This is a genomic window from Cypionkella sp., from assembly GCF_034376685.1.
GTDB lineage: Bacteria > Pseudomonadota > Alphaproteobacteria > Rhodobacterales > Rhodobacteraceae > Cypionkella.
On the sequence record NZ_JAXMJJ010000003.1, the window covers coordinates 20,520 to 36,909 of the forward strand.

Annotated in this window: 18 protein-coding genes and 1 pseudogene; 4 read left to right on the forward strand and 15 right to left on the reverse strand. The window is 62.8% G+C overall.

Annotated features, from left to right (window positions below; genetic code table 11):
- Positions 1-31: 31 nt before the first annotated feature.
- The 10 genes and pseudogenes from U1A24_RS01170 to U1A24_RS21640 all read right to left on the reverse strand — a co-directional run bounded on the left by U1A24_RS01170 (position 32) and on the right by U1A24_RS21640 (position 6,076).
- Entirely contained in the window at positions 32-454 is a 423-nt protein-coding gene (locus tag U1A24_RS01170; protein WP_322320166.1) for a paraquat-inducible protein A, read from the reverse strand.
- Positions 451-1,149 carry a YoaK family protein gene (locus U1A24_RS01175; RefSeq protein ID WP_322320167.1) on the reverse strand — a complete coding sequence of 233 codons (699 nt, stop codon included), beginning with the start codon at positions 1,147-1,149 and terminating at the stop codon, positions 451-453. The genes U1A24_RS01170 and U1A24_RS01175 overlap by 4 nt, the downstream gene beginning before the upstream one ends.
- Positions 1,150-1,275: 126 nt before the next feature.
- A complete protein-coding gene (locus U1A24_RS01180; RefSeq protein ID WP_322320168.1) occupies positions 1,276-2,043 on the reverse strand; it encodes a DNA repair protein in 768 nt (255 codons plus the stop codon).
- Between the two features lie 206 nt (positions 2,044-2,249).
- Positions 2,250-2,678, reverse strand: coding sequence for a hypothetical protein (locus tag U1A24_RS01185; RefSeq protein ID WP_322320169.1), 429 nt, complete (start codon positions 2,676-2,678; stop codon positions 2,250-2,252).
- A complete protein-coding gene (locus U1A24_RS01190; protein ID WP_322320170.1) occupies positions 2,653-3,399 on the reverse strand; it encodes an ABC transporter ATP-binding protein in 747 nt (248 codons plus the stop codon). Before U1A24_RS01190 ends, U1A24_RS01185 begins: the two co-directional genes overlap by 26 nt.
- Complete coding sequence (locus U1A24_RS01195; RefSeq protein ID WP_416136335.1) at positions 3,396-4,190, reverse strand: MlaE family ABC transporter permease; 795 nt, start codon at positions 4,188-4,190, stop codon at positions 3,396-3,398. The genes U1A24_RS01190 and U1A24_RS01195 overlap by 4 nt, the downstream gene beginning before the upstream one ends.
- Positions 4,187-5,236, reverse strand: a complete 1,050-nt coding sequence (gene alr, locus U1A24_RS01200; protein WP_322320171.1) for an alanine racemase — start codon at positions 5,234-5,236, stop codon at positions 4,187-4,189. The genes U1A24_RS01195 and alr overlap by 4 nt, the downstream gene beginning before the upstream one ends.
- A gap of 210 nt (positions 5,237-5,446) precedes the next feature.
- The gene (locus U1A24_RS01205) at positions 5,447-5,575 is read right to left on the reverse strand and encodes a hypothetical protein (RefSeq protein ID WP_322320172.1); all 129 of its coding nucleotides are present in this window, start codon (positions 5,573-5,575) and stop codon (positions 5,447-5,449) included.
- A 70-nt stretch (positions 5,576-5,645) separates the two neighbouring features.
- A pseudogene (locus tag U1A24_RS21635) lies at positions 5,646-5,933 on the reverse strand (SDR family NAD(P)-dependent oxidoreductase); the annotation flags it as partial.
- Positions 5,825-6,076: a hypothetical protein gene (locus U1A24_RS21640; protein ID WP_416173442.1), complete on the reverse strand. Its 252-nt coding sequence runs from the start codon at positions 6,074-6,076 to the stop codon at positions 5,825-5,827. The gene U1A24_RS21640 and the pseudogene U1A24_RS21635, both read right to left, overlap by 109 nt.
- Positions 6,077-6,337: 261 nt before the next feature.
- On the opposite strand from U1A24_RS21640, the gene U1A24_RS01215 reads away from it, so the two are divergent.
- Positions 6,338-8,362 (forward strand): cation-translocating P-type ATPase, encoded by a 2,025-nt coding sequence (locus U1A24_RS01215; RefSeq protein ID WP_322320174.1) that lies wholly within the window; start codon positions 6,338-6,340, stop codon positions 8,360-8,362.
- A gap of 209 nt (positions 8,363-8,571) precedes the next feature.
- Here the strand turns inward: U1A24_RS01215 and U1A24_RS01220 are convergent, their stop codons facing one another.
- The 3 genes from U1A24_RS01220 to pyrC all read right to left on the reverse strand — a co-directional run bounded on the left by U1A24_RS01220 (position 8,572) and on the right by pyrC (position 12,167).
- Complete coding sequence (locus tag U1A24_RS01220; RefSeq protein WP_322320175.1) at positions 8,572-10,083, reverse strand: replicative DNA helicase; 1,512 nt, start codon at positions 10,081-10,083, stop codon at positions 8,572-8,574.
- Positions 10,084-10,316: 233 nt separating this feature from the next.
- Positions 10,317-10,997 carry an orotate phosphoribosyltransferase gene (locus U1A24_RS01225; protein ID WP_322320176.1) on the reverse strand — a complete coding sequence of 227 codons (681 nt, stop codon included), beginning with the start codon at positions 10,995-10,997 and terminating at the stop codon, positions 10,317-10,319.
- 126 nt (positions 10,998-11,123) lie between these two features.
- On the reverse strand, positions 11,124-12,167 hold the full coding sequence (pyrC, locus tag U1A24_RS01230; protein ID WP_322320177.1) for a dihydroorotase: 1,044 nt from the start codon (positions 12,165-12,167) through the stop codon (positions 11,124-11,126).
- A gap of 192 nt (positions 12,168-12,359) precedes the next feature.
- Here pyrC and U1A24_RS01235 point away from each other — a divergent pair, with 192 nt between their 5' ends.
- Positions 12,360-12,668 (forward strand): antibiotic ABC transporter, encoded by a 309-nt coding sequence (locus U1A24_RS01235; protein WP_322320178.1) that lies wholly within the window; start codon positions 12,360-12,362, stop codon positions 12,666-12,668.
- A 24-nt stretch (positions 12,669-12,692) separates the two neighbouring features.
- Complete coding sequence (locus U1A24_RS01240) at positions 12,693-13,103, forward strand: lysozyme inhibitor LprI family protein (protein ID WP_322320179.1); 411 nt, start codon at positions 12,693-12,695, stop codon at positions 13,101-13,103.
- 49 nt (positions 13,104-13,152) lie between these two features.
- On the opposite strand, the gene U1A24_RS01245 is transcribed toward U1A24_RS01240, so the two are convergent.
- A complete protein-coding gene (locus U1A24_RS01245) occupies positions 13,153-14,097 on the reverse strand; it encodes a phosphoadenosine phosphosulfate reductase (RefSeq protein WP_322320180.1) in 945 nt (314 codons plus the stop codon).
- A 119-nt stretch (positions 14,098-14,216) separates the two neighbouring features.
- Positions 14,217-15,266: a glycosyltransferase family 2 protein gene (locus U1A24_RS01250; RefSeq protein ID WP_322320181.1), complete on the reverse strand. Its 1,050-nt coding sequence runs from the start codon at positions 15,264-15,266 to the stop codon at positions 14,217-14,219.
- A 114-nt stretch (positions 15,267-15,380) separates the two neighbouring features.
- On the opposite strand from U1A24_RS01250, the gene U1A24_RS01255 reads away from it, so the two are divergent.
- The gene (locus U1A24_RS01255) at positions 15,381-16,277 is read left to right on the forward strand and encodes an MBL fold metallo-hydrolase (RefSeq protein ID WP_322320182.1); all 897 of its coding nucleotides are present in this window, start codon (positions 15,381-15,383) and stop codon (positions 16,275-16,277) included.
- The last annotated feature ends 113 nt before the right edge of the window (positions 16,278-16,390 follow it).

Genomic DNA, 16,390 nt, shown 5'->3' on the forward strand with positions numbered 1-16,390 from the left:
AAGGGTTCAATGCCCGGAAATATGTGGCACCTCAAGATGTTTCCGTTTTGTGCGAAACGAACAGCGAGGCCAGGATGCAGGCGGTGAACAGATAGAGGCCCCAAGCGGTTTCAATCGTGACATAGCCCGCCCCTTTGGCGATGACGAGGTAGAGCGCGATCAGAAACACCTCGGCCATGGCGAGTTTGCCCAGGATATGCAGGGCGGGCAGGGTTTTCGGCGACAGCAGGTGAAAATGGATCAGCGTCAGGCCAACAGTTTTGGCGAAGGGCGCGAAGATCGCCAAAAAGGTGACCAGCAGCGCGAAGGCGGGGTCGCTGCCCCAGAGCGATTGCAGGCCGGTGATCACCGAGATTTCATCCATGCCGAAGATCGGCAGCAAAGCCGCGCGCAGCAGGGGCGCGAACCATGCGATGGGGAACAGGATCAGCAGGACAAGATTGGCGTATTTCACAGCAGGGCCAGCGTCAGCAGGATGGCGGCAAGCGGCAGCGAGAAGGCAAAGCCGACAAGCCCGTAGCCCAAGGCGCCGACCAGACCACCGAGCAGGAAAGTGCCGAGCAGTTGCAGCAGGATGCGGAGTTTGGCGCGGTCGGCTGATATCGGGGCGTGGAAGGCGCGGCCATAGACGGCGCGGCCGAGTTCAATCCCAACATCGGTGATCATGCCAGTGGCATGGGTGGTGCGGATGCGGGCGTAAGAGATCTTGGTGATGGTGGCGTTTTGCAGGCCCATGATGAAGCACAACAGCCCCAGCCCGATGGGATGGGCGACGGTTTCAGGCAGCGGTGTCGCCCCCAAAGCCGCGAGGGCCAGTAAAAGCGCGCCTTGCAGGCCGATGGGGAGGGAGTATTGCCGGGTGGGTTTATGGGCGCGGCCCCAGTTGATCACGATGGCCGAGGTGGCAGCCCCGCAGATGAACAGGCTGATCGCGAACAGGCTTTGGCCGACAAGGGAGAGGTTTTGCAGCACCAGATTGTCTGCCACTGCCGAAAGATAGCCCGTCATGTGCGAGGTATAGCTGCCCAGCAGGATAAAGCCGCCCGCGTTGGCGGCCCCGGCGATGCCCGCAAGGATCAGCGCCAAAGCGCGGTCTGACGCTGCGGCGCGATGATGCGCCGCGATCAGCCGCACCCGGCGCAGGGCCACGGATTTTGGCCCCGTTGCCCGACTTGGCGGGGAATTGTCAGCTTGGGGTTTCGGCGGGCGGGGCATGGGGGCTCGGGGCTTGGGATCGGGCCAGTGTTACGCCGCAGGCTGCTGGGTGCAAGGGCGCTATTTGCCGGGTTTCGGCAGGGCAACCACATTGGCATCGCGGTGGTCTTCAAGATCGAAATCATAGCCCAGGGTCGGCAGGATCTCTTTCAGGTCAGCCTCCAGCCGTTTCAGTTGGATCTGCACCTGCATTTCCTCGGCCTGCACATCGCCCATCCAGCGCCGCAACTCCTCACAGGTGCGTCGCGCGATAGCCAGACGGTCGGTAAGGTGCTGAACCTCTTCCTGGCGCTGGCGCAGAAAATCCTTGGCACGGGCAACTTTCATGTCGGAATAGACTTGCGCCAGATCGCGGGTTTCAAGGCTCATTTGGGCGGCGAGTTGCAGCAGTTCGGGTTCGAGATGCTGGAAATCGGGATGCTGGCGCAGATGCTCCATGCGCGCGCGCATGGTTTCGAACTCGCCAGACAAGGCAAATACGCCAGCGCGGTCGGCGGCATGGGCCTGACGGTAGGCCTTCGCCACATCGTCCATGCCGATGGCAAAGCTGCGGTGGCTGCGTTCCAGTCGCGCCATGCGGGTGTTCGCGGGCAGGTAGAAGGTCATCAGGATCAACAGCAGGGTGAGGCCGATTTGCAGCCACATCCCGGCGTTGGGCAGAGCTTGGCCGCCAAAGAACAGCGCGAGGTGCGGCCAAGGGATCAGTCCGAATGCGGCGGCCAGGCTTGCCGCTGCCGGCGCCACGGCCAATGCCACGATCAACGCTTGCGCGCCGGTTTGCACCAAGGCTTGCGCCGCCCGCGCCGTTTCGCGCCAATTCACCGACATATTTTGCCTCGCACCCACACAGCGGCAAGGCCCTAGCCCGACCACATCTGTTGCCTACCTTCCGAATTGCCACAGTTTTTGCAAACATTTTCCTTAAATCGCGGGGTGTTAGCGATCAAAGTCTTGGGTACACCCCAAGTTGTTTCGGGCTGGGAAACAGTGGCGCAACCTTTGCGTGAAATCTACCTTGCGCGGCTTTGACGCGGCTAGACCCAGACGGCAGAAAGCATCAGCGCCGCGATCACCAGCCCTGCGGCCAGAATCACCAGTAGATGCGCCCAGCGAGGATGTAGGCCGGAGCGCCAGGCTTCTCGCAGCCAGTCCTGCAGGACATAGCCGAAGGCAAACAGGGTGATTGAGCGGTTCATCGCCACAAGCTCGGGTTCGGTCGGATGCCACGGGGCCAGCATCCACAGCGTGAGTGCCACGCTGGTGATCACCTGCACCCAAGCCAGAATGCGATCATCAGAGCGCGCCTTGATGCTTGCCACCCCGGCTGTGGCAATGCTGGCGGGCAACAGGACAATGGCGATTGCGGGCAGCGGGCGTTCGAGCAGCGCGATCAGTTGGGTGGCGAGGGTCAGAGGTTCGATCATCGCCCAAGCCTGCTCATCTGACAGATTCGATGGGGCCATCCGCACGACCGTGGATGAACTGTTGCAGATAGGGGTCTTGCGCTTGGTCCATATCGGCGACCGGGCCTGTCCAGCGGATCAGACCGTCGTGCAGCATCGCCACGCGGTCGGCAATGGCGCGGACCGAGGACATGTCATGGGTGATCGTCATCGCGGTCGCGCCCATTTCGGTGACAATCTCGCGGATCAGCGCGTTGATCACCCCGGACATGATCGGATCAAGGCCCGTGGTGGGTTCGTCGAAGAAGATGATCTCGGGTTCAGCGGCGATGGCGCGGGCGAGGCCGACGCGCTTTTGCATGCCGCCGGAAAGTTCTCCCGGGAACAGATCGGCTGTTTCAGGTTTTAGCCCGACGCGGCGGAGTTTTTCGATGGCGATGGCGCGGGCTTGGTCTTTAGGCAGTTTCGTGGCCCCGCGCATCAGACGGAAGGCGACGTTTTCCCAGACTTTCAGGCTGTCAAACAGCGCGCCGCCTTGAAACAACATGCCAAAGCGGGCAAGGAAGGCGTCGCGGTTGGCTTCGCGCACATCGGCACCGTCCAGCGTGATGCGGCCTGAATCGGGGGTGACAAGGCCGAGGATAGATTTCAGCAGCACCGATTTTCCGGTGCCGGAGCCGCCGATCACCACCATGCTCTGCCCGCGCGGGATGGTCAGATTGACGCCACGCAGGACGTGATTTTTGCCGAAGGATTTGGCGACGCGGGAAAGCTCTATCATGATCCGAACATTACCGAAGTCAGCACGAAATTGGCGGCCAGGATCAGGATCGAGGCGGTGGCGACGGCGTTCTTGGTGGCAGATCCCACGCCCTGCGCGCCGCGACCAGAGTTCATGCCGTAGTAACAGCCGATCAGGGTGGCGATGAAGCCGAAGACAGCGCCTTTGATCAGCGACGACACCACATCGGGGGTTTGCAGGAAATCAATGGTGTTCTTGATGTAGCTGGCACGGTTGAAGCCCAACTGCTCGGTTGAGACCAGAAAGCCGCCCATGATACCGATGATATCGCCGACGCCAACCAACAGTGGCACGGTCAGAAAGCCTGCCAGCACGCGCGGAACAGTGAGGTATTTCATCGGGTTGGTCGACAGCGTGGTCAGCGCGTCGATCTGCTCGGTGACCTTCATCGTGGCGATTTCGGCCGCGATGGAGGAGGTCACGCGGGCGGCGATCATCAGGCCCACGAGCACCGGGCCAAGCTCGCGCACCATGCCGATGGCCACGATTTGCGGCACCACGGCTTCGGCGGAAAAGCGTTGGCCACCGGCGTAGATTTGCAAGGCGAGCGCGCCGCCGGTGAAGATCGCGGTGAGGCCAACGACGGGGAGAGACAGCCAGCCGACTTGCATCAGCGCGGTGAAAAACTCGCGGCGATAGAACGGCGGGCGGATGATGTGGAACAGGGTGAGGGCCGCATAGATCGCGATGCGACCGACGGCGGCGAGAGCGTTGAACGTGGCGCGGCCCAGGCTGGCGAGGGCCGCTTCGGGCAGGGCAAGCAAGCTCACGCGGTGCCCTCGTAATAGCGGCGGATGTAGCGCGGGCTGAGGCTGGTCAGGATTTCATAGCCGATGGTGCCCGCGACATCACCGAGATCATCGACGCTCTGGTTCGGGCCGATGATGTCGAGGTAGCGCGGGATCTGGGCCAGATGGCTGACATCAACGGTGATCAGATCCATCGAGACGCGGCCAATCAACGGGCAGGGTGTGTCACCATCCCACAGCACGGCGTTGTTCGACAGCGTGCGGGGCAGGCCGTCGGCATAGCCCGCCGAGACGGTGGCGACAACGGAAGGTGCGTCGGCGACCCATGCGCAGGAATAGCCCACGGCCTCTCCTGCCGCGACTTGGCGGGTCTGGATGATCGGCAGCGACAGGGTGACGGTGCGACGTGCAGCCTCATAGGGGCGACCGCCATACAGGCCGATGCCGGGGCGGGTCAGGTCGAAATGGTATTTCGGGCCCAACAGGATGCCGCCGGTGGCCGCGAGCGAGCGCGGCACGCCGGTGCCGTTGGTCATCGCGAGGAAGGTGGCGAGTTGCGTCTCATTGAGGCCGTGGTCAGGGTCATCAGCGCAGGCGAGATGCGACATGAGGAGTTCGGGGCCAGCTTCCAGCACGAAGGGGGCGATCGCCTCCCATTCGGGTTCTTCCATGCCGAGGCGGTTCATGCCGGTGTCGAGTTGCACGCCGAAAGCATGGCCGGGCAGCGATTCGAGGTGGCGGGTGACTTGGTCGAGGCTGTTCAGCATCGGCGTCAGGTCAAGATCACCGATCATATCGGTGTCGCCGCCCATATGGCCGGACAGGATGCAGATCTGCGGGCCTGGGCCGAGGACTTGCCGCAGGGTGGCACCTTCCTCGGCCACCGCCACGAAGAACCGGCGCGCGCCTGCCTGGGCAAGCGCACGGGCGACGCGTGTGATGCCAAGGCCGTACGCATCGGCTTTGACCACGGCTGCGGTCTGCACCCCCGAAGCGGAGGCTTTATCCAAGGCGCGCCAGTTGGCGGCGATGGCGTCGAGGTCGATGGAGAGGGTTGCTGTAGACATGCCTTGGTTTTGACAGGGCCGCGCGCGGGGTCAAGGGGGAATTCTTCTTTGCGGCGGAAACGCGGGCGGTCTCGGGGGCCATCGAGGCCCCGCTCGACCGCTGCTGCCGCAGGGATTGTCTGGATACGTGGTGCTGTGGAAGGCGAGGCAGCCTCCGGCGGGAGTATTTTGAAAAGAGCAACTTGGGAGGGAAGCGAGGGGCTTCTGGGGTCAGCTGCCGATGGCGCGGTCGAGGTGGGTGTAGCCGCCGTCGACGAACAGCCACTGCCCGGTGGTGTGGGCGGTGCGGGGGGAGAGGGCGAAGACGGTGGTGGCGGCGATCTCGCGCGCTTCGGTCATGCGCTGACCCAACGGGATGCGCGGTGATTTGGGCTTTTTGCGCGGCGGGATCGGGGAAGCCTTGCAGCCATGCCTGATACATTGGCGTCAGTACTTCGGGGATCACGGCGTTGACGCGCACGCTCCAAGGCGCGAGGGCTGCCGCCCATTCGCGGGTCAGGCCGAGTTGTGCGGCTTTGGCGGCGACATAGGCGGAGGTGCCACCTTGGCCTGTCACCGCCGTCTTGGAGGCGATGTTGACGACGGCCCCTACGCTGGCCTTGAGGTCGGCTTGCAGCAGGTGGCCGAGGGTATAGGAATGCAGCAGGTTCCGGTCGAGCGAGGCGCGGAAGGTTTCGGGTGGGGTGTCGAGGCCCAGGCTGCATTGCTGCCTGCGTTGTTCACCAAGCCGTAGATCTGACCCCAATGCGCCTGGGTCTGGGTGACGGCGCGGCGGCAGTCTTCATCCCGCGAGAGATCGGCCTGCACCCAGCCGGATTTTGGGCTGAGACCTTTCAACATGTTTAAGAAGGTTTCTGGTGGGGTGCTGCGGGCGAAGACGACCGGGATGGCCCCTCTTCGGCGAGAGTTTGACTGATCGCCGCCCCGATGCCGACACTGCCACCGGTGACGATCACCACTTTGTCTTTCAGTCCCAGATCCAATGCTGCCGCTTGGAAGTTTGCTGCGGCATGGTGACGGTTGCTATCGGGCTTGCCAAGGGGCAACGCTGTTTGGGCGGGGCTTTGGACTTGGTCAGGCTTTGGCAACGGGAGACAGCATATGGCACGGCAACCCTTGGCGGGCGGCGATGATGATCAGGGCCGAGGTCGCAGCCTGCACGTTGAGCCTGTCCTCGTCGGCGCAGGAGTCGAAAGCCGTGCCGGGGCGGGAGATATAAGTGCCGAGAGGTCTGGGCAGAGCCATCAGCACGGGCAAGACCGTGATCTGCTGTTGGCGGCGATCACTTGGCTGGGGCTGGGCGTGGCACTGGTGGATGCGTTCCTGTTGCCCTTGCCGTGGCTGTTGGTACAGGGCGCGCTGGTGCTGGCCTATCTGGCCGGGGGTGTTCCGGCGGGGCTGGTTGCGTTGCAGCAGCTGTTTCGCAAGGGTCGTCTCGATATTGATATGTTGATGGTGGTGGCGGCACTGGCGGCGGCTTCGGTGGGGGCGGCGCTGGAAGGGGCTGTCTTACTGGCGCTGTTCTCATTGTCGGGGGCATTGGAGCATCGCGCGATGGGGCGGGCGCGTCGGGCGGTGGAGGCTTTGATGGCGCTGCGGCCTGATACCGCGCTGCGGTTGCGGACGGATGGCCGCCAAGAGGAGGTGGCGGTGGCGGCGCTGTTGGTGGGCGATCGGCTGGTGCTGCGCCCCGGCGCGCGGGTGCCTGTCGATGGGCAGCTGTTGGAGGGCGCGGGCGCGGTGGATGAAAGCACGATTACGGGCGAGGCGATGCCGGTGAGCAAGGCTGCGGGCGATGCGCTGCACGAGGCGACGGTGAACCTGCACGGCGTGCTGGTGATGCAGGTGACGCGGGATCTGGCGTCTAGCACGGTGGCACGGATGATCGCCTTGGTCACCGAAGCGCAGGCGATGAAAGCGCCGTCGGAGCGATTCTCGGAATGGTTTGGCGCGCGCTATACTGTGGCGGTGCTGGTGGGTTCGGTGCTGGTGCTGGCGGTGTTGCTGGCGATGGGCTGGCCGTTTCAGGATGCGATGTACCGGGCGGCGACGGTACTGGTGGCGGCAAGCCCCTGTGCGGTGGTGATCTCGGTTCCGGCGGCGATCTTGTCGGCGCTGGCGGCTGCGGCGCGGGGTGGGGTGTTGTTCAAGGGCGGGGCTGCCTTGGAAATGCTGGCCGAGGTGCGCGCCTATGCCTTTGACAAGACGGGGACTTTGACGACAGGGCGGGCCGAAGTCAGTGAGTTGGTGGTGCTGGAGGGAGATGAGGCCGGGTTCGTTGCGCTATTGGCAGGGATTGAGGCGGCGTCAGAGCATCACATCGCAGCGGCTGTCTTGCGCGCGGCAGAGGCGCGCGGGGTGGTGCCGGTTGCCGTGCAAGAGGTTCAGGCTTGGCCGAGCGAGGGCATCACTGGAACGGATGCGGCGGGTGCGCTTTGGGCGGGCAATATGCGGATGGCGGCGCGGATGGGGGCCGATCTGACGCATCCGGCTTTGACGGATTTGCAGGCTGGGGCGCAGACTATCGTTTATCTTGGCCGGGGTCCGCTGGTTCTTGGGGCGGTGGCGGTGGCGGATACGTCGCGTGCGACGGCGGCGGCTGGTGTGGCGGCTTTGCGCAACGCGGGCGTGAGGCAAATCGCGATGATGACCGGGGACCGCCGCGAGGTGGCTTTGCGGATTGCCGCCGAGTTGGGGATGCGCCCGGAGGAGGTGTTCGCCGGGCTGATGCCTGCCGACAAGGTGCGGCTGGTCGATGATCTGGCAAAGCAGGGCCGGGTGGCGTTTGTCGGTGATGGGGTGAATGATGCCGGCGCTTTGGCGCGGGCGGATGTGGGGATTGCGATGGGGGCGGCGGGCAGCGAAGTGGCGTTGCAGGCCGCCGACGTGGCGCTGTTGTCGGATGATATGGCGCGGCTGGCGCTGGCGCATCGGCTGGCGCGGCGCACCGCACGGGTGATCAAGCAGAATCTTGGTTTCGCGCTTGGTGCGATGCTGGTGCTGGTGGTGGGCGGCTTGTTCTTTAACCTGCCGCTGCCGTTGGCGGTGATCGGGCATGAGGGCGGCACGTTGTTGGTGGTGCTGAACGGGCTGCGGTTGTTGCGCGATCCGATCCGGGTGGGGTGATCTTCGCACAGGGGCGGTCTCGGCCCCCATCGAGGGGGCGCTCGACCGCGCTGCCGGCGGATGGATTGGGAAGCGGACGCTTGGGGCTGGTGTGCGCCTCCGGCGGGAGTATTTGGGCCAATGTGAATGGCAAGAGGCTCGCACTTTGGCGAGCCGTGGACTGGGCTGAAGACCTAGCTTTTAGGTTTCGATACTGGGGCGTGCCTGCCCTAAAACCCCACGTCGTCGCCGGGGCCTGAGCCTTGCCATTGTTTGGCGAGGTTGCCGAAGCGGGTGAAGCGTCCCTCGAAGGACAGTTCCACCGAGCCGATGGGCCCGTGGCGCTGTTTGCCGATGATGACTTCGGCTTTGCCACGCACTTGTTCCATGACGACCTGCCACTGAGCGATCTTTTCCAGCTCGTGATCACCCGGTTTTTCGCGTTCCTTATAGTATTCATCACGGTAGACGAACATCACCACATCGGCGTCTTGCTCGATCGAGCCGGATTCGCGCAGATCGGAGAGTTGCGGACGTTTGTCTTCACGGCTCTCGACTTGGCGCGACAGCTGCGACAGGGCGATCACCGGGATGTTCAATTCTTTGGCGATGGCCTTCAGGCCTTGGGTGATCTCCGAGACTTCCTGCACCCGGTTGTCGCCTTTGCCGGTGCCCTTCAGCAGCTGCAAATAGTCGATGATCAGCACATCCAAGCCATGCGTGCGTTTCAAACGACGCGCGCGGGCGGCGACTTGGCTGATCGGCAGGGCAGGGGTATCGTCGATATAGAGCGGGCAGGATTCCAGCGATTTTGCGGCCTCGACGAATTTGCGGAACTCAAATTCCTGCATGTCGCCGCGGCGGATTTGCTCGGACGGCACTTCGGAGGCCTCGGACAGAATCCGGGCGGCAAGCTGTTCGGAACTCATCTCAAGGCTGAAGAAGCCGACCACGCCGCCTTCGACCGCACCCTCATGGCCGTCATGGGTGCGGCCGCGTTTGTAGGCTTTGGCGATGTTGAAGGCGATGTTGGTGGCGAGCGAGGTTTTACCCATCGACGGGCGGCCAGCGAGGATCAGAAGGTCAGAGGCATGCAAGCCGCCGAGTTTTTTGTCGAGATCGACGAGGCCGGTGGAGATGCCTGCCAGACCGCCGCCGCGCTGATAGGCGGCATTGGCGACGTTGACGGCTTCGGTCACGGCCTTCAGGAAGGATTGAAAGCCGCGCTCGGCGACGCCCTGTTCGCCAAGTTTATAAAGCCGCTGTTCGGCTTCGATGATCTGGTCCTTGGGCTCGGAATCGATCTCGACCTTGGCGGCTTTGGCGGTCAGATCGCGGCCCAAGGACATCAACTCGCGCCGCACGGCGAGATCGTAGATCATCTGCGCGTAGTCGCGCGCGGCATAGGAGGAAATCGCGGCCCCGGCGAGGCGGACAAGGTAGGACGGCCCGCCGAGTTCTTTCAGGCCTTCGTCGTCCTCGAAATAGATCTTCAGGGTGACGGGAGAGACAAGCGCGTTTTTCTGGATACGGGCGGCGGCGCGTTCAAAGATGCGCTGGTGCACAGGATCAAAGAAATGCTCGGGCTTCACCAGCGATGCGATGCGGTCATAGACATCATTGTTGGTCAGGATCGCGCCCAGCAGTTGCTGTTCGGCCTCGATGTTATGCGGCAGCGCCTCGGTTTCCGGGGCGGCGGACAGCGCGGGCGGCATCGGGCGAAGGGTGGCGAGTTCGTTCATAGTCTGCCTCGTGATCTGACCCAGACATACCGGGCAAGGGGGCGTTATTGCCCCAAATTGGCCCACCGCGATAGGCAGGCATATCTCTGTAGATAAGTCAGCGTTGAGTCGTGTTCATGAGCGCGATACTACCACATCTTGCGGGGGCTGGGGTCGCAATCCACCAAGAACCGCCAGTTTGGGCGGAGTTGTTCACAAATCGTCCACAGAGTCGCCCCCGGAAAATCTTTGCGCTATTTTTGTGCGCGGGCGGCCTGCCAAGCACGGGGATCGTGCAGGAAGGTCTCGACTTCCGCCAGCGTTTTGGCATCGAAGCTGCCTTGCGCGCGGGCCTCGGCCAGCACGTCCCACCAGGTGCAGAGGTGGTGCAGGGCGACACCGTGATCCGCGAGGCGTTTCGTGGTTTCCGGGAAGATGCCGTAATAGAAAATCACCGCCGTATGAGCGCAGGTCGCGCCGGTCTCGCGGATGGCATCGACGAAAGACAGTTTGCTGCCGCCGTCGGTGGTCAGATCCTCGACCAAGAGCACGCGCTGGCCTTCGGTCATCACACCTTCGATGCGGGCGTTGCGGCCGTAGCCTTTTGGTTTTTTGCGCACATAGGTCATCGGCAGCGCCAATCGTTCGGCCACCCATGCACCGAAGGGGATGCCTGCGGTCTCGCCGCCTGCGATGTTGTCAAAGGCCTCAAAGCCAGCGTCGCGCATCACGGTGACGGTCAGAAAATCCATCAGCGTGGCGCGGATGCGGGGATAGGAGATCAGCTTGCGGCAGTCGATATAGGTCGGGCTGGGGAGGCCAGAGGCCAGCGTGAACGGGGTTTCAGCGTTGAAATGCACCGCCTTGATTTCTAGCAGCGCGCGGGCAGTGAGGCGGGCGATTTCGGACGCAGGGGGGAAGCTGGTCGGGATCATGGCGGCTCCTGTTGGTTTTCATCTGTCTGATAAATATCCCCGCCGGAGGCTCTAGCGGCAAGCGCGGGACGCTCCGCGGGGGATATTTGAAGGACAGATGAAATCGTTGAAAATGGACGGCAGGTTTCAGGCCTCGACGTGCCAGTGCACGGGGAAGCCGGGGTTGAAGACGGTGACGGGGCCTGCTTCGGTGAGGATTTTCTCGGGGAAGCTTTGCGGTTGTTCGTGTTTGACGAGGGTGATGGTGGTTTCATTCACCGGCAGGCGGTAGAAGGCGGGGCCGTTGTGGCTGGCGAAGGCTTCTAGGTGGTGCAGGGCGGATTCTTCCTCGAACACATGTGCCAAGAGTGGCATGGTGTTGGTGGCGGTGAAGCAACCGGCACAGCCGCAGGCGTGTTCTTTCAGCGCGTCGACATGCGGGGCAGAGTCGGTGCCCAGAAGGAAGCGGGCCTCGCCCGAAGTTGCAGCCTTGCGCAAGGCGAGGCGGTGCTTTTCGCGTTTGGCCACCGGCAGGCAATAGTAATGCGGCTTGATGCCACCTGCGAGGATATTGTTGCGGTTGATGATCAGATGGTGCGTGGTGATGGTCGCAGCCAGATCGGGGCCGCCTGCACGGGCGTAGGCGACACCTTCTTCGGTGGTGATATGCTCCATCACCACCCGCAGGCCGGGGATGCGGCGGCGCAGGGGATCGAGAATGGTGTCGATGAACACGGCTTCGCGGTCGAAAATATCAACCGACGGGTCGGTGACTTCGCCGTGCAGGCAGAGCGGCAGGCCGATCTCGGCCATTTTCTCCAAGACGCCTTGCACTTTGCTGAAATCAGTGACGCCGGAATGCGAGTTGGTGGTGGCCCCAGCAGGGTAAAGTTTCACCGCTTTCACGAGACCTGAAGCAGCAGCGGCAGCTACATCGGCAGCATCGGTGGTTTCGGTCAGATACAGCGTCATCAGCGGCTGGAAGGCCGACCCAGCCGGAAGGGCTGCCATGATCCGCGCGCGATAGGCCTCTGCCTGAGCGCCCGTCACCACCGGCGGCACCAGATTGGGCATGATGATGGCGCGGGCAAAATGCCGTGCGGTTTCGGGCAGCACCCCTTTCAGCATCGCGCCATCGCGCAGGTGCAGGTGCCAGTCATCGGGGCGGCGAAGCGTGAGGCTTTGTGTCATGGCACCCCAGATAGCCTAGGCCCCAGTGATTCTCTAGGGGGTGCGCTGCTGGGGAGAGTGGCGCAAGGTTGCGACATCTGGCTGTGCTATTTTCGGGGCTATGTCGCCTGCGCAGGGAGGTGCTGCGCAAAAGCCCTTGCTGCGGTGCAGCATAAGACTACATGCTTCAGGCAACCTGTTCAGGAGAACACGATGAAACTGATGACCCCGATGGATTTCATGGCCCCGGCGCTGGAGGCGAGCCACATCATGGCGGAATCGCAGATGGTGATCGGGATGCGACTGGCAGGTATGGCGGGGCTGTGGCCGATGGCGAAAACGGAAACCAACCAGATGCTGGCGGAAAAGCTGTCGGCGGGGATGGATTCAGCACATGCCGCGTTGCGCACCGGCATGGCGGGCGGTAACCTTTCCGATATGGCAATGGCCGCGATGAAGCCGGTGCGGGCGACCACCCGCGCCAATGCCAAGCGGTTACAGCGCACTGTGACGGGAAGTTAGTCAGAGCGGCTTTGGGGGATTTCTATGCGGTTGGTTTTGCTTGGGTGTTTCTGGGCGCTGACGGCTTTGCCTGCACTGGCTTTGCCTGCACTGGCGCAGGAGGTTGATTGCGCCAATGCGGAGATGCAGATGGAGCTGACCTATTGCGCCGAGCAAGACTGGCTGGCGGCTGACGCCGATCTGAACGCGGCTTACGGTGTGGCGCGCAAACTGATGCAGGGCATCGACGCAGAGCTTGAGGCATCGCAGCGCGGCGCTGCGGATTTTCTGCGTGAGGGTCAGCGGGCGTGGGTCACGTTCCGCGATGCGACTTGTGCGGCGGAAGGCTATGCAATGCATGGCGGATCGGCCGAGCCGATGGTGATTTACGGCTGCCGGGCGCGCCTTACCGAGCAGCGCACCGCCGATCTTGAAGCGATGGCAGAGGAATACTGAGACCAACGTATCGCAACAGGTCCGCAAGCGATGCTTGCGGCGGTGCTTCTTACGCTTCGGCGCTTGTCATCCGATCTGTCAATTTCGCCAGACGCCGCGCAAAGCTTGGGGCGTGCAGCCGCTCGGTGACCGAGCGGCAGATCATCATCGCTTGCCGGGTGCGACCCGCACCTTCGGCTTTCGCGAGGATGGCGCGCAGGTAGGGCGAGTAGTTCCGCCGTGCGCGCCAAAGTGCTGCAAAGCTGTGTTCGGTCAGGCTGCCTGCCATCGCTTGATCAACCAGAGCGGGTAGAATACCACTGCCGATCAGGGCGGGTTCCAGCGTATCGCCCATGTGGCGGGCAGACAGCCGGGTGATGTAGGGCGCGCGGAACAGGCTGGCATGCATCGCCTCTACCGGGATGGTGGGATCATGGATCACCACGGCCTGACCCGCACCTTCCAGCATGTCTGGCGCATAGCCATAGCGCGAAGTGAAATCGAATTTGCGCGCGGCCAGATCGCGTTTGTCCCAACGCGATTGTGCGGGTTCGAGCGTCGCGCGTGGGTTCAGCGCCAGAACCTGCGCGCCCGGAGCCGTCACGGCATAAGCGCAGGCTGCATAGCCGGACATCCCCGCGCCGTAGAACAGCACCTGATCGAAATCCTCAAAGAACGCGTCATCGACCTGGCGGTCAAAGAACGCGTAGACTGCGGAATCCCGAAACCATGTTGCGCCATCGGCGATGATGGTCAGCACCGACCAGCCATGCCCACGCGCCAAACTGTCGGCCAGCGGCATCTGATCGGGGCGCGCCAGCACCTCGTCGATGGTTTCAAAGCTGACCAGCAGGGTGGTGCCTTCATCGGCGAAATAGGCCCAATGTGCATCACCGAGGCTGTGGAAATAGCCGGATTCCTCGGTCGCCCGATCCATCTTTTGTTCCCAGACGTCGCGTGCAGGCAGCGGATCTGTAGACGGCACAAGGTCGGTTTTTTCGGCAGTTTCGGTCATTTTCTATCCGTTTGGACGTGTTACAGGTGGCACTCATACCTGCCGCCATAATCTGCCTTGTCCGACACTCGGGCAAGCGCAGATCGGGCCTGACTAGCATGGGCCGGGTGAACACTGAGTTAAGACTGTTTCAACCTGCCGGGCTTCATGGCCACCTGCGCGTGTTGCAGCACATGTTGCGCCCGCTCTGATTGTAAAACCTGTGAAGGCGGCGTCATCAGCAAGCGGCCAAACAGCGCCCGCCACGGTTCTTTCTGCATCAGAGTCTCAAAGCGCGCTTGCCGCCACAGCAAGGCTTGGCGGTGCAAGGGGCCGAGAATGCGGTCGGCCATCAGCTCGGCCCGCAGTGGCGCGGAGCTCAGCTGCAGGATCGTGCGGTCTTCCACCTCGCTGAAGTTACGTTCGACCCAATAGCTCATGTCAAAGCCAGAGGCGTCGCGGTTGGCGCGGCCCCGGTCGGCCTTGACCAGATAGTTCTGCATCGACCCCAGCGCGTAATGGTTCAACTGCACCAGTTGGTAATTGTCACGGCTGTAGTCCGAGAAGATCCGCGCTTGTGGAAAGTCTGCGGCCAGTGGGCGGCCCGAGCCGTCAAACCAACGGGCTTGACCTGCGCGCGCAGGGTCGGGGCTGCGGGGACGGTGCACGCCAAGTTTGCGGTAGGTGCCGTCATTGCGAAACAGCGTCTTGAACAGCTGCGCCCGCCATGGCCATGCAAAGCTGGCCGGGGCCGCATGGGTGAAGGTTTCGGTGATGGGCTGATCGGTGATCTCGATCACGCCTGCATTGCCGAACATCCGCCATGTCAGCGGGATCGCGTTGGCCTCTGGCAGGGCGTTCAGCAGCGCCGACAGGCTGCGGTCGCCGACATGGATGTTCACAAACTCGTCGATGTCGCAAAACAGCAGCCAATCGGCCTTTGCAACCAGAGGGTGTTTGTCTGCCACCTTCAACATCGCCCATTGCGGGCCTTCTTCGTGCGGGCCGTCATTGCGGATATGCGTCAGCCAGCCCATCACGGCCAGACGATCCAGCATAGCATCGGTGCCATCGCTGCAATCGTTGGAATAGACGAGAAAGTCACTGAAGCCGCAGGCACGGTGATGGGCCAGCCATTCAATGAGGAACGCGCCTTCGTTTTTCACTCCAAGCAGGGCGGTGGCGCGCATTCTGGTCCTTTGGGGCATGGGGCGAAAGCTGGCAGCCTTCGGCGGGGATATTTGAGCGCAGAGGATGCCCTTTAGATCTCTCGAACTTGACCGATTGTGGGGATGGGGGCAAGCATGGCGCAAGTTTTTGGGGGGATTTCGATGCTGTCGCACCTGCGGATATCAGAGCCTCATCCGGGGCTACTGGCGTTTTACGATGGCCGGGTGGCGGGGCACCGCTTTGCCGATACGCCGAACTGGGTGGATGATGGGGCGCTGTCGTTGGGCATCGCGTCTTATGCACTGATCGCGGGGGCGCAGGCGATTGTTTATGACAGCCATGTCTCAGTCCCGCACGGCCGGTTCATCCGGCAAGCCTTGGCAGATCGCGGGGTGACGGAGATCCGGGTGGTGCTGTCGCATTGGCATCTGGATCATGTCGCAGGGACCGAGGCCTTCGCGGATTGCCCGGTGATCGCCAATGCCCGCACGCTGGCGCATCTGACTGCGCGGCAGGCGGCGATTGAGGCGGGCACCGATCATGGCCTGCCCGCGATCAAGCCGCTGATCTTGCCGGATCTGGTGTTTGAGGGGCGGATGACGCTTGATCTGGGCGGCGAACGCGTCGAATTGATCGAGGCCAATATTCATTCAGATGATGCCACCGTGCTCTGGCTGCCCGAGCGGCGCATTCTGCTGGCGGGCGATACGGTAGAGGATTGCGTGACCTATGTCGGCGCGCCGGAAGATTTCGACATCCATCTTGCCGATCTGGCCCGGTTGCAGGCCCTCGATGCAGAATGGGTTTTGCCCAATCATGGCGCTGCCGAGGTGATCGCAGCGGGGGGCTATGGGCCGGGGCTTTTGGCTGCAACGGCGGATTACATCCGGCATCTGCAAGCTGATGATCCTCGCCCGCTGGCAGACATCATAGCGCCTTGGCTGAAAGACCGCACCTTGCGCTACTTTGAACCCTATGAGGCGGTGCACAGCCAGAATCGCGCGCGGGTGCAGGCACTGCGGCAGGGCTGATTCTGCGCAAGCTTGGGAACCAGCGCTTGCACCCTGCGTTGTCCAATGTTGGGCTGACGCCGCTGGGCTGGAGGAGGCAGGCGCGTTGGCGAATACACAGACGGTTTGGGAGG

Bases quoted from the DNA above. Each gene is read 5' to 3' on its own strand.
- U1A24_RS01180 (WP_322320168.1), bottom strand. From the start codon at position 2,043: ATGTCGGTGAATTGGCGCGAAACGGCGCGGGCGGCGCAAGCCTTGGTG.
- U1A24_RS01185 (WP_322320169.1), bottom strand. From the start codon at position 2,678: ATGGCCCCATCGAATCTGTCAGATGAGCAGGCTTGGGCGATGATCGAA.
- U1A24_RS01190 (WP_322320170.1), bottom strand. From the start codon at position 3,399: ATGATAGAGCTTTCCCGCGTCGCCAAATCCTTCGGCAAAAATCACGTC.
- alr (WP_322320171.1), bottom strand. From the start codon at position 5,236: ATGTCTACAGCAACCCTCTCCATCGACCTCGACGCCATCGCCGCCAAC.
- U1A24_RS01205 (WP_322320172.1), bottom strand. From the start codon at position 5,575: ATGACCGAAGCGCGCGAGATCGCCGCCACCACCGTCTTCGCCCTCTCC.
- U1A24_RS21640 (WP_416173442.1), bottom strand. From the start codon at position 6,076: ATGTTGAAAGGTCTCAGCCCAAAATCCGGCTGGGTGCAGGCCGATCTC.
- U1A24_RS01215 (WP_322320174.1), top strand. From the start codon at position 6,338: ATGGCACGGCAACCCTTGGCGGGCGGCGATGATGATCAGGGCCGAGGT.
- U1A24_RS01220 (WP_322320175.1), bottom strand. From the start codon at position 10,083: ATGAACGAACTCGCCACCCTTCGCCCGATGCCGCCCGCGCTGTCCGCC.
- U1A24_RS01225 (WP_322320176.1), bottom strand. From the start codon at position 10,997: ATGATCCCGACCAGCTTCCCCCCTGCGTCCGAAATCGCCCGCCTCACT.
- pyrC (WP_322320177.1), bottom strand. From the start codon at position 12,167: ATGACACAAAGCCTCACGCTTCGCCGCCCCGATGACTGGCACCTGCAC.
- U1A24_RS01235 (WP_322320178.1), top strand. From the start codon at position 12,360: ATGAAACTGATGACCCCGATGGATTTCATGGCCCCGGCGCTGGAGGCG.
- U1A24_RS01240 (WP_322320179.1), top strand. From the start codon at position 12,693: ATGCGGTTGGTTTTGCTTGGGTGTTTCTGGGCGCTGACGGCTTTGCCT.
- U1A24_RS01245 (WP_322320180.1), bottom strand. From the start codon at position 14,097: ATGACCGAAACTGCCGAAAAAACCGACCTTGTGCCGTCTACAGATCCG.
- U1A24_RS01250 (WP_322320181.1), bottom strand. From the start codon at position 15,266: ATGCGCGCCACCGCCCTGCTTGGAGTGAAAAACGAAGGCGCGTTCCTC.
- U1A24_RS01255 (WP_322320182.1), top strand. From the start codon at position 15,381: ATGGCGCAAGTTTTTGGGGGGATTTCGATGCTGTCGCACCTGCGGATA.